Below are 13,936 nucleotides of genomic sequence, written 5' to 3'. Positions count from 1 at the left end.
GCGCGCCGACGCCTGCCGTCAGCGCGCTAGCCCCCCGTGCCCAGCACGTGGGGTTTTTTCATGTCCGGGGCTGAAAACCAAGACACCTTCGAGCGAAAGTGCGAACAGCGATGACGAGACCCACGCCAGAAGTCCTCGCCCACCGAGCGCATCCCACGCCGCCGGCGGCCGACAAGAAGCCCGCGCCGAACACCCAGGCGGAGCTGCTCACCGGCGCGCAGGTACTCGTCCGCTCGCTCGAGGCGCTCGGCGCCGACGTCGTGTTCGGCATCCCCGGCGGCGCGATTCTGCCCGCGTACGACCCGCTGTTCGACTCCGAGAACGTCCGGCACATCCTGGTCCGCCACGAGCAGGGCGCCGGCCACGCCGCGACCGGCTACGCGCAGGCCACCGGCAAGGTCGGCGTCTGCATGGCCACCTCGGGCCCGGGCGCGACCAACCTGGTGACGCCGATCGCCGACGCCTACATGGACTCGGTCGCGATGGTCGCCATCACCGGCCAGGTCGCCTCCGCGTCCATCGGCACCGACGCCTTCCAGGAGGCGGACATCGCCGGCATCACGCTGCCGATCACCAAGCACAACTACCTGGTCAAGAGCGGCGAGGAGCTGCCGCGGGTGCTCGCCGAGGCCTTCCACCTGGCCGGCACCGGGCGCCCCGGCCCGGTCCTCGTCGACATCCCGAAGGACGTGCTGCAGAAGCAGACGACGTTCAAGTGGCCGCCGGTGCTGGAGCTGCCCGGGTACCACCCGACGCTGCACCCGCACGGCAAGCAGATCCGCGAGGCAGCCCGCCTGATCGCCGCCGCGAAGCGCCCCGTCCTCTACGTCGGCGGCGGCGTGATCAAGGCGCACGCCTCCGAGGTGCTGCTCAAGCTCGCCGAGCTGACCGGCGCCCCGGTGGTCACGACGCTGATGGCCCGCGGCGCGTTCCCGGACTCCCACCCGCAGCACATGGGCATGCCCGGCATGCACGGCACGGTCGGCGCCGTCTACGCGCTGCAGAAGTCGGACCTGCTGATCGCCCTCGGCGCCCGCTTCGACGACCGCGTCACCGGCGAGCTGTCCACGTTCGCGCCCAACGCGCAGATCATCCACGCCGACATCGACCCGGCCGAGATCGGCAAGAACCGCACGGCGGACGTGCCGATCGTCGGCGATGCCAAGCACGTCATCGAGGAGCTCATCGCCGCGGTGACCGCCGAGCACGCCGTCGGGCACCGGCCCACGCTGAAGGAGTGGTGGGCGACGCTGGACGACATCCGCGGCCGCTACCCCCTCGGCTACGAGGAGCCCGCGGACGGGACGCTGTCGCCGCAGTACGTCATCGAGCGCATCGGCAAGATCGTCGGCCCGGACGCGATCTACACCGCCGGCGTCGGCCAGCACCAGATGTGGGCGGCGCAGTTCATCCAGTACGAGCACCCGGCCACATGGCTGAACTCCGGCGGACTGGGCACCATGGGCTACGCGGTCCCGGCCGCGATGGGCGCCAAGGTCGGCCGGCCGGACGCGACGGTCTGGGCGATCGACGGCGACGGCTGCTTCCAGATGACCAACCAGGAGCTCGCGACCTGCGCCCTGGAGGGCATCCCGATCAAGGTCGCCGTCATCAACAACGGCAACCTGGGCATGGTCCGGCAGTGGCAGACGCTGTTCTACGACCAGCGGTACTCCAACACCGAGCTCGGCACCCACAAGCACCGCATCCCGGACTTCGTGAAGCTCGCCGACGCCCTGGGCTGCGTCGGGCTGCGCTGCGAGACCAAGCGCGACGTCGACGCGACGATCGAGGCCGCGATGAAGGTCACCGACCAGCCGGTCGTGATCGACTTCGTGGTCGGCAAGGATGCCATGGTGTGGCCGATGGTCGCGGCCGGCACGAGCAACGACGAGATCATGTTCGCGCGGGGCGTCCGTCCCGCGTTCGACCAGGACGACGTGTAGGAGTCGAGGAGATCATGGCCAAGCACACGCTGTCCGTCCTGGTGGAGAACAAGCCCGGCATACTGGCCCGCGTCGCCGGCCTCTTCGCACGGCGCGGCTTCAACATCGACTCCCTGGCCGTCGGCGAGACCGAGCACCCCGAGGTCTCCCGGATGACGATCGTGGTCAACGCGGACGAATCGCCGCTGGAACAGGTCACCAAGCAGCTCAACAAGCTCGTGCAGGTCCTGAAGATCGTCGAACTCGACACCACCGCCAGCGTCCAGCGCGAGCTGCTGCTGGTGAAGGTGCGCGCGGAACGCCCGGTGCGCTCACAGGTCCTCGAGACCGTGAACCTGTTCCGGGCCCGCGTGGTCGACGTCGCCGCTGACGCCCTCACCATCGAGGCGACCGGCACGTCGGAAAAGCTGGACGCGCTGCTTCGTGACCTGGAGCCGTTCGGTATCAAGGAAATGGTCCAGTCCGGCGTCGTGGCCATCGGCCGCGGTTCGCGCTCCATCACGACCGGTCCGGCGCTCCGCGCCGCATCCTGAAAATCTGTGAAAGGAAACACGACAATGCCCGCCGAGGTGTTTTACGACGACGACGCCGACCTGTCGTTGATCCAGGCCCGTAAGGTCGCGGTGCTGGGTTACGGCAGCCAGGGCCACGCTCACGCGCTGTCCCTGCGTGACTCCGGCGTCGACGTGCGCATCGGCCTGCCCGAGGGTTCCAAGAGCCGCGCGAAGGCCGAGGAGCAGGGCCTGCGCGTCCTCACCCCGGCCGAGGCGACCGCCGAGGCGGACGTGATCATGATCCTCGCGCCCGACACGGCGCAGCGCTCGCTCTACGCCGACCACGTGGCCCCGAACCTGACCGCCGGCAAGGCGCTCTTCTTCGGCCACGGCCTCAACATCCGCTTCGGGCTGATCACGCCCCCCGCGGACGTGGACGTGTGCATGGTCGCCCCGAAGGGCCCCGGCCACCTGGTCCGCCGCCAGTTCGTCGACGGCAAGGGCGTGCCCTGCCTGGTCGCCGTCGAGCAGGACGCCACCGGCACCGCGCTGCAGCTGGCCCTGGCCTACGCGGCCGGCATCGGCGGCACCCGCGCCGGCGTCATCAAGACCACGTTCAAGGAGGAGACCGAGACCGACCTGTTCGGCGAGCAGGCCGTCCTCTGCGGCGGCGCGTCGGCGCTGGTCCAGACCGGTTTCGAGGTGCTCACCGAGGCGGGCTACGCCCCGGAGATCGCCTACTTCGAGTGCCTGCACGAGCTCAAGCTGATCGTGGACCTGATGTACGAGGGCGGCATCGCCCGCATGCGCTACAGCGTCTCCGACACCGCCGAGTACGGCGACTACACCCGCGGCCCGCGCGTCATCGACGCCCGGACCAAGGAGGAGATGAAGCGCATCCTGGGCGAGATCCAGTCGGGCGAGTTCGCCCGCGAGCTGATCGCCGAGGACGACGCGGGCCGCCCGAACTTCATCAAGTACCGCGAGCAGGGCGCCGCTCACCCGATCGAGGAGACCGGCAAGAAGCTGCGCGCGATGATGAGCTGGGTCGACCGCCCCATCACCGAGACGGCCTGACCTGACGGAAAAGCCCCCGGCCGTTTCGGTCGGGGGCTTTTTTCTTATGCGCTTTTTTCTTTATGCATGACTCGGGTCCGTGCAACTGACGACCGTTGTTCCCACCAGACACCGCTGCGGGCCTGGCGGCCCTCCGCTGCCACCTCCGCGTTGCCAAGGGCAACCCCGTTCAGCTGAGACGGTCGGCGTTGGCGTGGATGGCGTCGCGGATGTACTGCGCCAGCCCCGGATGCTCCGTGTCGTAGTTGGCCGTGAACCGCGGATCGGCGACGTACATGTCCCCGAGCCCCCGGTGGATCTCCAGCGAGCAGTCGTAGAACCACCGCCCGATGTGCTCCCGGTGCGCCTCGGCGAGATCCATGGCGATCGGATCGTCCGCCGGCACCCCGCGTTCGAACGCGTCCGCGAACGCCGCGGTGTGAGCGCTCGCCTCGCCCTTGACCCGCGCCCAGTCCTCCTTGGTGTACCGGGCGGTCCGCCGCGCCGACTCCCGATGCGCTTCCGTGTCCCCCCACCGCTGCTCGGCCTCCTCGGCATGCCGATCGGGATCGAACTCCCCGAACAGCTCCCGCTTCTCCTCAGGCGTCAAGTTCGTCGTCATGCCTGCAAGCGTGGAGTCTCCAGCAACTGGAGAGTCAACGTCTTTGCTCGGAAAAATCCAGACGCTGACGCGTCCGGATTTTTCCGACTTATCAGCATAAAACGGGGTTCATGACGAACCTCGGCCAACGACCGCAGGTCAACCGCGAGCGGCCCCGGCGGGTGGGGAGTACCCGCCGGGGCCGCGGCCTCCTGACCAGCGCTGCGATCAGGACCGGACGTAGTCGCCGGCGTCGCCCTGGTACTCCTTGGCGTCGTAGTCCTTCGCGTCCGCGTCGTAGTCCTTGCCGTCGTAGTCCTTCGCGTCGTAGTCCTTGGCGTCCCCGTCGTAGTCCTGGGCCTCGTGGTCGGCGGCGTAGTCCTTCTGCTCCTCGTCGTACGCCTGCTCGTGCCCGGCCTCGTACTCGTGCACCCGCTCCTGGATCCGCTCGATCGCCTCGTGGATCTTCTCCTCGTACGACTCGTGCCCGGCGGCCTCGTAACCGGCGTGCTGGTCGTAGCCGGCCTGCTCGTGCTGGTCGTACGCAGGCTCCTCGTAGCCGGCCTGCTCATGCCCGGCGTCGTAGTCGCCGTCGTAGTACTCGCTCATCCGTGCTCTCCTCGCCGGTTGGGACGGTGTCGCTGACGCCGGTGGACACGGCCCCGCGAGGCCTCCGGGTTCAGGCCGGCGGCGTCAGGAGTGCGACACCCGGACGGTGGCATGTGATCGCGCTCACGTCTTCGCGGACCTGGGCCGTTGTGATGCCGGGCCTACCATCGCCTGAAGGACCGACCGCCCGGACCTGAATCGTTTCCCCGATGCGTGGCGGGCAGTGCCGCACGCCCGCAGCCAGGGCCAACTGCAGCCGACCGAAGCCATGGAAGTCGAGGACGCATATGACCCTCCCTCCTGATCGCCCGGTGGTGCTCATCGCCGAGGAGCTGGCCCCGTCCGCTCTCGAGGTGCTCGCCGACGACTACGACGTTCGCCACATCGACGGCACGGACCGCCCCGCCCTGCTGGCCGCGCTCACCGATGCGAGCGCCGTGATCGTTCGCAGCGCCACCCAGATCGACGCCGAGGCGGTCGCCGCGGCTCCCCGGCTGAAGGTCGTCGCCCGCGCGGGCGTCGGCCTGGACAACGTCGACGTGCCGGCCGCCACGGCGCGCGGCGTCATGGTCGTCAACGCCCCGACCTCCAACATCGTCTCCGCCGCCGAGCAGGCCGTCGCGCTGCTGCTGTCGGTGGCCCGCAACACCGCCGCCGCGTCCGCGGCGCTCAAGGCGGGGGAGTGGAAGCGCTCGAAGTACACCGGAGTGGAGCTGTCCGGCAAGACGGTCGGCGTCGTCGGGCTCGGCCGCATCGGCGTGCTGTTCGCCCAGCGCATGGCCGCCTTCGGGGTGCGCCTCGTCGCCTACGACCCCTACATCCAGCCGGCGCGGGCGGCGGCACTGGGTGTACGACTGCTGGGTTTGGACGAACTGCTGCGCGAGAGCGACTTCATCTCGATCCACCTGCCCAAGACCCCGGAGACCGTCGGCCTCATCGGCGTGCGCGAGCTCGCGTTGGTCAAGCCCGGCGTGCGCATCATCAACGCTGCGCGCGGCGGCCTCATCGACGAGCAGGCCCTCGCCGACGCGATCGCGGACGGCCGGGTCGCCGGCGCCGGCATCGACGTGTTCGCCAAGGAGCCGTGCGTCGCCTCGCCGCTGTTCGCCTTCGACAGCGTCGTGGCCACCCCGCACCTGGGCGCCTCGACCATCGAGGCGCAGGACAAGGCGGGCCTGGCGGTGGCCCGCAGCGTCAAGCTGGCCCTCGACGGCGAGTTCGTCCCCGACGCCGTCAACGTCCAGGCCGGCGGCGTCGTGGCCGAGGAGGTGCGCCCGTTGCTGCCGCTGGCGGAGCGCCTGGGCTCGGTCTTCACCGCGGTCGCCGGCGGCATCGCGTCCGCGGTCACCGTCGAGGTGCACGGCGAGGTGGCCAAGCACGATGTGTCGGTCCTCAAGCTGGCCGCGACGAAGGGCCTCTTCGGCGGCGTCGTCGCCGAGCAGGTCACCTACGTCAACGCGCCCCATCTGGCGGCCGATCGTGGGGTCGAGGTGGCCCTCGCGGTCTTCACCGAATCGTCCGACCAGCCCAACCTGGTGACCGTGCGTGGAGCGCTGCCGGACGGGCGGGTAGCCTCGGTGTCCGGGACGTATGTCGCCGGGCCGCGCGAAGCGCTCAAGCTGACCGAAATCGACGGTTTCAGCCTGGAGCTTGCCGCCGAGGGTGTGCTGCTGTTCTTCCGCTACGCTGACCGCCCCGGCGTGGTGGGCACGGTGGGGTCGATACTGGGCTCAGCGGGGGTCAACATCGCGGCGATGCAGGTCGCCCGGCGCGAGGCCGGCGGGGAGGCGCTCATGACGCTGACCGTCGACACCGCCGTGGCGGCGGACCTGCTCGGCGAGGCCCAGGAGGCCATCGGTGCGACCGCGGCGAGCACGGCGGACCTGTCCGCCGACTAGAGGACTTTCCTCTCACGAGGGCGGGGAGCGTGGCGGCGCTCCCCGCCCTCATTCTTTTGAGGTGCGGTCCCATGATGCGGGACGCGCGTCCACGGAATAGGACGGCGGCGTACCGTTGACGGGTCTACGAAAGGGGCCAGTGGTGGCGAAGATCGCGGTTGTGGCCGGTGACGGCATCGGCACGGAGGTGGTGGCGCAGGCGCTGAAGGTGCTGCGCGTCGTCCTGCCCGGCGTCGAGACGACCGATTACGACCTGGGCGCCGCCCGGTACAACCGCACCGGCGAGGTGCTGCCCGACAGCGTCCTCGACGAGCTGCGCGGCCACGACGCCATCCTCCTCGGCGCGGTCGGCGACCCGAGCGTGCCGCCGGGCGTGCTCGAGCGCGGCCTGCTGCTGAAGCTGCGCTTCGACTTCGACCAGTACGTGAACCTCCGCCCCTCCCGCCTGTGGCCGGGCACCACCAGCCCCCTGGCCGGGGTCAAGCCGGGCGAGATCGACCTCGTCGTCGTGCGCGAGGGCACCGAGGGCCTTTACGTCGGCGCCGGCGGCAACCTGCACCCGGGCACCGCCGCCGAGGTCGCCACCGAGGAGAGCCTCAACACCCGCCACGGCGTCGAGCGGGTCATCCGCGACGCGTTCGCCCGGGCCGCGAAGCGCCCGCGCCGCAAGGTGACGCTGGTGCACAAGACCAACGTGCTGACCCACGCGGGCGGGCTGTGGGCGCGCACCTTCAACGCGGTCAAGGCGGAGTTCCCCGAGATCGAGACCGAGTACCAGCACGTCGACGCGGCGGCCATGTTCCTGGTGAGCAACCCGCAGCGCTACGACGTGGTCGTCACCGACAACCTCTTCGGTGACATCCTCACCGACATCGCCGCCGCCGTTACCGGCGGTATCGGCCTCGCCGCCAGCGGTTCGATCAACCCGGAGCGGGCGTTCCCGTCGATGTTCGAGCCCGTGCACGGCTCGGCGCCGGACATCGCGGGCAAGGGCGTCGCCGACCCGTCGGCCGCCGTCCTGTCCACCGCGCTGCTGCTGGACCACCTCGGGCACCCCGAGGCTGCGGCGCGCGTGACCGAGGCGGTCGGCGCCGAGGTGGCCACGCGGACGCCCGGTTCCGCGCTGTCCACCGACGCGATCGGTGACCGCCTCGCCGCAGCCGTCGCGTAGCGAGGGTCCGCCTGCGCGCCGGCGTCACGCGCGCGCAGGCTGCGGTTGAACGTCCGTTCGGGTACGTTTGCGGCACGGCACGCGGCTTGAGCGTGCCGGCGCAACCTTTTGTGGAGGCATGCATGATCGGCGGTGAAACGCTCGATTTCGAGATTCGTCCGAACCCGCAGCCCGTAGCCGCCGCGGAGCGATCCGCGCTGATGGCCAACCCGGGGTTCGGGCGGATCTTCACCGACCACATGGTCACTGTGCGTTACGCCGAGGGCAAGGGCTGGTATGACGCCCGGGTCGAGGCGCGGGCCCCGATCCCCATGGACCCCGCCACGGCGGTCCTGCACTACGCGCAGGAGATCTTCGAGGGGCTGAAGGCCTATCGGGCCGCCGACGGCGGCGTGACGATGTTCCGCCCCGACGCCAACGCCAACCGTTTCCGGGCCTCCGCCCAGCGGATGGCGATGGCTCCGGTGCCGCAGCGGCTCTTCCTCGACGCCCTCGAGGAGCTCATCCGCATCGACCGCAACTGGGTCCCCGACGACCCGGAGGGCAGCCTCTACCTGCGCCCGTTCCAGTACGCCAGCGAGGTCTTCCTCGGCGTCAAGCCGTCGTCGGAGTACCTGTTCCTGATCATCGCCTCGCCGGTCGGCAGCTACTTCAAGGGCGGCGTCCAGCCGGTCAGCGTCTGGGTCTCGCGCGACTACACGCGGGCGGCCCCCGGCGGCACCGGCGCGGCCAAGTGCGGCGGCAACTACGCCGCCAGCCTCGTCGCGCAGGCAGAGGCGATCGAGCACGGTTGCGACCAGGTCGTCTTCCTCGACGCCGCGCAGCAGCGCTACGTCGAGGAGCTCGGCGGCATGAACGTGTTCTACGTCTTCGACGACGGCACGATCACCACGCCGCCGCTGACCGGCACGATCCTGCCCGGCATCACGCGGGAGTCGGTCATGCGCCTGGCCGCGGACCGGGGCTTCACGGTGCGTGAGGAGCAGTATTCGTACGACCAGTGGCGTGCCGACGCCACCAGCGGCCGCCTGCGCGAGGCGTTCGCCTGCGGCACCGCCGCGGTGATCACCCCGATCGGCACCATCCGTGACGGCGACGGCGAGTTCACCGTCGCCGACGGCAAGGCCGGCGACGTCACGATGGGCCTGCGCGAGCAGCTCGTCACGATCCAGCGCGGCACCGCCCCCGACCCGTACGGCTGGGTCCACCGCGTGCTGTAACCGTTTCTTCACAAAGCGGCGCCGGTTCGCTACCGGCGCCGCTTCTCTTTATTGGGACATAGTCGCTTGTAAACGTATTTAAGCGGACCAACGACCAAGGTTGGAGCCGCGGCCGCTGCCCGGCCGGGTGGCGCGCGGCGTCGGCCGGTCGTACGCCAGCAGGAGCGCCTCCTCCGCCAGCTGCGCGTCGGGGCACGGCCAGAACGCCTTGCACTCGCAGAAGTTGTCCGTCCGCGGCCGGTGCGCGTCGTGCAGGGCCCGGGCGACGCGCCACAGCACCGGATCGGCGCAGCCCAGCGGCGGGTCGACGGGCGGCTCGCTCGGCTCCAGCGGAACTCCGTCGATCATCTGGCCCCCACCTTGGTCCGGGACGATGTGCTGAGCGCTACGGTAGCCGCCGCCGGCCTGCCGCCGCAGACACGCTGTGTGCAATTTGCACGCCCGAGTTCGCTGTACCGGGTTCTTTGCCGTTTCCCTGGCTTTTGTCGCGACAAGTCGGGCGCCATATGTGGCGGATTTCACGACAAGCCGGGCGCCGTCCGTTGCAGGTTTCACGACACGCCGGGCGATCTGCCACGGGTTCGCGACAAGTCGGGCGCTCCGCGCCGCGACTTGTCGGATTTATACGTCGGCAGGAGATATAGGCCGCACGTACGCATTTCCGCCTGAAATGCGTACGGGTGCCGGAGCCGCCACTCCGACACCCGTACAAGAGGAAAGCTCCTAGTAGGAAGCCGCCTCTGCATCGAGGGTTACGGCCAACGCGTGAATCACCGCGGCGACGCGCAACACCTCGTCGACCGCTTCGCGGGACACCCCTGCACCACGAAGCGATCTTTCGTGCGATTCCAGGCACACCCCGCACCCGGTGATCGCGGATACAGCCACTGACCACGCCTCGACGTCGGCGGCGCCGACACCGGGCGTGGAGCCCACCTGGCGGCGCAGCCGCGCCGGCAGGTGCTGATACGCCTCGTCACCGATGAGGTGCTTGGCGCGGAAGTAGACGTTGTGGATCGCCATGCGCGACGCGACCGCCTTGGCGGCCTCGACGGCCTCCGGCTTGAGTCGGTCGGCGGCCTCGGCGGCGATGTTGCGGATCACCACGGCGCTGCGGGTCGTCATCGCGCACGCCAGCGCGGCGCCCCACAGTCGCTGCTCGTCCAGCAGGTCGCCGGCGAGCACCGAGTCGAGGTTGAGCTCGAGGTCCCGCGCATACGGCGGCAGCGCCGCCTTCAGCGTCGCAATCGACATCGAACCACACCTCCTCACCAACGGTGATCCCGTGCACCGCAGCACGGCGCTTCCTTGACCGACTCCAACCTTGCCCGGTCCTCGTTACGGGGACGTGACGAACAGGGTGAATCGTGAAGCAGATCACCTCGGATCTCAAAATCCGGAATCACGTGTCACGAGACGGCCGTGCGTGGCAAGCTACCGAACGTGACTCGGCTCATTATTGGCCCTTAGCGCGCCCAGCATCCCCCCGCTGGCCGCGCAGACCTCTCGCATTCGCGAGGGGTCTTTTTGTTGGTCCCGCCGAGCTTGTCTTCCCGCCAAAAGGAGCAACCAATGCAGGTGTACGACACCACGCTGCGCGACGGGGCCCAGCGTGAGGCGATCAGCTACTCCGTCGTCGACAAGCTCGCCGTCGCGCGGCTGCTCGACGAGTTCGGCGTCGGGTTCATCGAGGGCGGCTGGCCCGGAGCCATGCCGAAGGACACCGAGTTCTTCCGCAGAGCGCGCACCGAGCTCAACCTCAAGCACGCCGTCTTCGTCGCGTTCGGCTCGACCCGCAAGGCCGGCGTCCGCGCGCAGGACGACCCGCAGATCCGCGCGCTGCTCGACGCCGAGACCCCCGCCGTGACGCTGGTGGCCAAGTCCGACCTGCGCCATGTCGAGCGTGCCCTGCGTACCACGGCGGAAGAGAACCTGGCGATGGTCCGCGACAGCGTCGCGTACTTCGTCGGCGAGGGCCGCCGCGTCTTCCTCGACTGCGAGCACTTCTTCGACGGCTACCGCTTCAACCCCGAGTACACCGCCAGCGTCGTCGCGGCCGCCCTCGAAGCCGGCGCCGAGGCCTCCGTCCTGTGCGACACCAACGGCGGCATGCTCCCGTCGCTCATCACCCGCGCCATCAGCGAGGTCCGCGAGCGCGTCGCCGTCGCCCTCGGCATCACGCCCGCCGAGGCCGTCGCCCGCCTCGGCATCCACTGCCAGAACGACACCTCGTGCGCGGTCGCGAACACCGTCGCCGCCGTCGAGGCCGGCGTACCGCACTTCCAGTGCACCGCCAACGGCTACGGCGAGCGCCCCGGCAACGCCGACCTGTTCGCCGTCGTCGCCAACCTGCAGCTCAAGCTCGGCATGCCGGTCCTACCGGACGGATGCATCGAGCAGATGGTGCGCGTCGCGCATTCCATCGCCGAGATCGCCAACATCGCACCCGACACCCACCAGGCCTACGTCGGGTCGTCAGCGTTCGCTCACAAGGCGGGCCTGCACGCGAGCGCGATCAAAGTGGATCCCCTGCTGTACAACCACATCGACCCGGTCATCGTGGGCAACGACATGCGGATCCTCGTCACCGAGATGGCCGGCCGGGCCAGCATCGAGCTCAAGGCGCGCGAGCTCGGTGTCGACCTGGCCGGCAATCCGGACGCCCTGTCCCGCGTGACCAACCGCGTCAAGGAGCTCGAGGCGCGCGGCTGGTCCTTCGAGGCCGCCGACGCCTCCTTCGAGCTGCTGGCCCGCGCGGAGCTCGCCGACGGCGCCCTGCCGCGGCCGTTCGCCCTGGAGTCGTACCGCGTCCTGGTCGAGCACCGCGAGGACGGCGCCGTGGTCTCCGAGGCGACCGTGAAGGTCCGCGTCCGCGGCGAGCGGGTCATCGCCACCGCCGAGGGCAACGGCCCCGTCAACGCCCTCGACGAGGCGCTGCGCGTCGCCCTCACGAAGCACTACCCGGAGCTCGGCCGCTTCCAGCTCGCCGACTACAAGGTCCGCATCCTGGAGGGCAGCCACGGCACCGGCGCGGTCACCCGTGTCCTCGTCGAGACCCACGCGACCGGCACCGACTGGACGACGGTCGGCGTGCACGAGAACGTCGTGGAGGCCAGCTGGCAGGCGCTCGTCGACGCGCTGAGCTACGGCCTCGCGCACCAGGTCCGCGTCTGAACCTGGCTTGAAAAAGGGGCCCGCTTCCGCGGGCCCCTTTTACCGTTCTAGTTTTTACCGTTCTAGGGGCACTTGTTCTGCCGATAGGCGGCCAGCGCCGCCGGGTCGGGCTCGAAGCGCCAGGCCCCGTTCTGGTACTTCACCGTGCTCGTGCCGGTCTGGTTCGCCGCGCCGGCCGCCGGGGCATGCGTCCACTTGATCGTCGCGGTGGAGTCGTCGACCGGCGTCACGCCCGTCACCTGGTACTCGCCCTGCTGCCCGGTGCACGTCGACACCAGGTCGATGTATGCGTCCTTGCCGATCGCCGTCTTGGCGCTGTCCGTCCACAGCTCCCAGGCACCGGCCCAGTCGCCCTCCGACAGGTTGTCGAACACCTGCTCGGCGGTCACCTGTGCCGACTGCGCGTCTTGCGGCTGTGCGGTCACTTCCACCGTGGGCCGGTCGGACGCCGACTCGGAATTGCCCGCCTTGTCCGAGCCCGTGCAGCCGGCCGCCGCGCCAAGGACAAGCGGCGCCACGGCGATAGCGAGCGCGAGGCCGCGGAACGTTCGTGTCACCCATCTGCTCCAACGTGGTTCCCGATTCGGGCGGGAGCCCGATCCGTACGTGAAGGTACTCCCGGCCGACGACTCGCGCATAGCCGGAGGTACGTCCTAGGCTTTTGCGGTTTTCGGCCCATGGGCCTTCCGCGCCTCACGCCTTCGGCAGCACCAGCTCCGCGAACACGGCCTTGTGGTCGCTGTTCGGCATGCGGTGCACGGTCACCTTGCGCACGCCCACCCGCTTGTCCGCCACCACGTGATCCAGCGTCACACCCGGGATGAACCACCGCTCGTCATACGGCCAGGAGGCCTCGAACCCGGCACCCGCCACGTCGGCCGCGTCCCGATACCCCTTCGCGAGCACCGCCCGGAACTTCTCGTGGTCCAGCGTCGCGTTGAAGTCCCCGATCAGCAGGTTCACCGCCCCGTCCGGCGTCGCCGCGGGCTCCTGCTCGATGTCGCGCTCCCAGCACCCGCTGAGCCGCGAGTTGGCCGGCGCGCACGGATGCACCGACTCCACCCGCACGTCCTTGGCCCCCGGCACCCGCACCCCCGCCTGCGCCTGCCCGAACGTCGACGGGAACTGCCGATAGCCGAGATCCGAAACCACGAACCGGCTGTACACCGCAGAGCCCGTCACGCCCGGCCGCGGGTACGACACCGCGTTCGGCAGCACCTGATCCAGCCCCGCCTCGGCCAGCGCCGCCTTGGCTTCGTCCGTGTACTCCTGCAACGCCACCAGGTCCACGTCGAGCCGCTTCACCAGCCCCACGATCGTCGCCGGGTCCGCCCCACCCATCAGCATGTTCACGCTCATGACCCGGATGACCGGCCCGCCGTCCGGCTCCGGCGAACTGTCGGAGATCCACCGCGGCAGCACACACGCCGCGAGCGCGACGGTGGCCACCGCCGTGATGACCGCCGGCCAGATCCGCTTCGTCAAGATCGCCACGACCAGCGGCACGAGCGAAGTGGCCGCGACATACGGCGTAAAAGCAATAAGTTGTACCGCGGGGAAGCCGCTGTCCAGCCCGAACACCCGGGCGCCCGCCCACACCACGAACGGCAGCACCATGAGCCAGAGCACCACACCCCACCAGCGCCGCCGGCGCCGGACGGGCTTGTCTGGCAGCAACGGCAGGGTGTCCTCCGTGGTGACCATCCCGCCAGAGTAAGTGAGCCCTGCAACCGCCCCGTTCGCGCCACCTGCTTCGCGGCTTCGCTG

The 13,936-nt window shown here is 69.9% G+C and carries 13 protein-coding genes; 7 read left to right on the top strand and 6 right to left on the bottom strand.

Annotated features, from left to right (window positions below; all coding sequences use genetic code 11):
• The first annotated feature begins 110 nt into the window (after positions 1 to 110).
• The 3 genes from ABD901_RS13230 to ilvC are packed head-to-tail and all read left to right on the top strand — an operon-like array spanning position 111 to position 3,517.
• The gene (locus ABD901_RS13230) at positions 111 to 1,946 is read left to right on the top strand and encodes an acetolactate synthase large subunit (RefSeq protein WP_345124959.1); all 1,836 of its coding nucleotides are present in this window, start codon (positions 111 to 113) and stop codon (positions 1,944 to 1,946) included.
• Between the two features lie 14 nt (positions 1,947 to 1,960).
• Positions 1,961 to 2,479 (top strand): acetolactate synthase small subunit, encoded by a 519-nt coding sequence (gene ilvN, locus ABD901_RS13225; RefSeq protein ID WP_344613581.1) that lies wholly within the window; start codon positions 1,961 to 1,963, stop codon positions 2,477 to 2,479.
• 24 nt (positions 2,480 to 2,503) lie between these two features.
• Positions 2,504 to 3,517 (top strand): ketol-acid reductoisomerase, encoded by a 1,014-nt coding sequence (ilvC, locus tag ABD901_RS13220; RefSeq protein WP_345124954.1) that lies wholly within the window; start codon positions 2,504 to 2,506, stop codon positions 3,515 to 3,517.
• 169 nt (positions 3,518 to 3,686) lie between these two features.
• Here the strand turns inward: ilvC and ABD901_RS13215 are convergent, their stop codons facing one another.
• Together ABD901_RS13215 and ABD901_RS13210 are read right to left on the bottom strand one after the other, a co-directional pair.
• Complete coding sequence (locus ABD901_RS13215) at positions 3,687 to 4,118, bottom strand: TipAS antibiotic-recognition domain-containing protein (RefSeq protein ID WP_345124951.1); 432 nt, start codon at positions 4,116 to 4,118, stop codon at positions 3,687 to 3,689.
• Positions 4,119 to 4,325: 207 nt separating this feature from the next.
• A complete protein-coding gene (locus ABD901_RS13210) occupies positions 4,326 to 4,706 on the bottom strand; it encodes a hypothetical protein (RefSeq protein WP_345124949.1) in 381 nt (126 codons plus the stop codon).
• Between the two features lie 287 nt (positions 4,707 to 4,993).
• Here ABD901_RS13210 and serA point away from each other — a divergent pair, with 287 nt between their 5' ends.
• From serA to ABD901_RS13195, 3 genes are all read left to right on the top strand, one after another.
• Positions 4,994 to 6,604, top strand: coding sequence for a phosphoglycerate dehydrogenase (serA, locus tag ABD901_RS13205; RefSeq protein ID WP_345124944.1), 1,611 nt, complete (start codon positions 4,994 to 4,996; stop codon positions 6,602 to 6,604).
• 142 nt (positions 6,605 to 6,746) lie between these two features.
• Complete coding sequence (locus ABD901_RS13200) at positions 6,747 to 7,775, top strand: 3-isopropylmalate dehydrogenase (protein ID WP_345124941.1); 1,029 nt, start codon at positions 6,747 to 6,749, stop codon at positions 7,773 to 7,775.
• A gap of 122 nt (positions 7,776 to 7,897) precedes the next feature.
• A complete protein-coding gene (locus ABD901_RS13195; protein ID WP_345124939.1) occupies positions 7,898 to 8,995 on the top strand; it encodes a branched-chain amino acid aminotransferase in 1,098 nt (365 codons plus the stop codon).
• A 78-nt stretch (positions 8,996 to 9,073) separates the two neighbouring features.
• Here the strand turns inward: ABD901_RS13195 and ABD901_RS13190 are convergent, their stop codons facing one another.
• Entirely contained in the window at positions 9,074 to 9,343 is a 270-nt protein-coding gene (locus ABD901_RS13190) for a hypothetical protein (RefSeq protein WP_345124936.1), read from the bottom strand.
• Between the two features lie 375 nt (positions 9,344 to 9,718).
• A complete protein-coding gene (gene ahpD, locus ABD901_RS13185) occupies positions 9,719 to 10,249 on the bottom strand; it encodes an alkylhydroperoxidase, AhpD family (protein ID WP_345124932.1) in 531 nt (176 codons plus the stop codon).
• Between the two features lie 318 nt (positions 10,250 to 10,567).
• On the opposite strand from ahpD, the gene cimA reads away from it, so the two are divergent.
• The gene (gene cimA / locus ABD901_RS13180; protein WP_345124930.1) at positions 10,568 to 12,169 is read left to right on the top strand and encodes a citramalate synthase; all 1,602 of its coding nucleotides are present in this window, start codon (positions 10,568 to 10,570) and stop codon (positions 12,167 to 12,169) included.
• A gap of 62 nt (positions 12,170 to 12,231) precedes the next feature.
• Here cimA and ABD901_RS13175 read toward each other — a convergent pair whose 3' ends face one another.
• Together ABD901_RS13175 and ABD901_RS13170 are read right to left on the bottom strand one after the other, a co-directional pair.
• Positions 12,232 to 12,726 (bottom strand): hypothetical protein, encoded by a 495-nt coding sequence (locus tag ABD901_RS13175; protein WP_345124927.1) that lies wholly within the window; start codon positions 12,724 to 12,726, stop codon positions 12,232 to 12,234.
• A gap of 136 nt (positions 12,727 to 12,862) precedes the next feature.
• Positions 12,863 to 13,873 carry an endonuclease/exonuclease/phosphatase family protein gene (locus tag ABD901_RS13170; RefSeq protein WP_345124925.1) on the bottom strand — a complete coding sequence of 337 codons (1,011 nt, stop codon included), beginning with the start codon at positions 13,871 to 13,873 and terminating at the stop codon, positions 12,863 to 12,865.
• Positions 13,874 to 13,936 lie beyond the last annotated feature (63 nt).

It is taken from the genome of Dactylosporangium darangshiense, from assembly GCF_039537565.1.
GTDB lineage: Bacteria > Actinomycetota > Actinomycetes > Mycobacteriales > Micromonosporaceae > Dactylosporangium > Dactylosporangium darangshiense.
The sequence above is the reverse complement of the archived record's forward strand: the minus strand, read 5'-3'. Positions and strand labels throughout refer to the sequence as shown.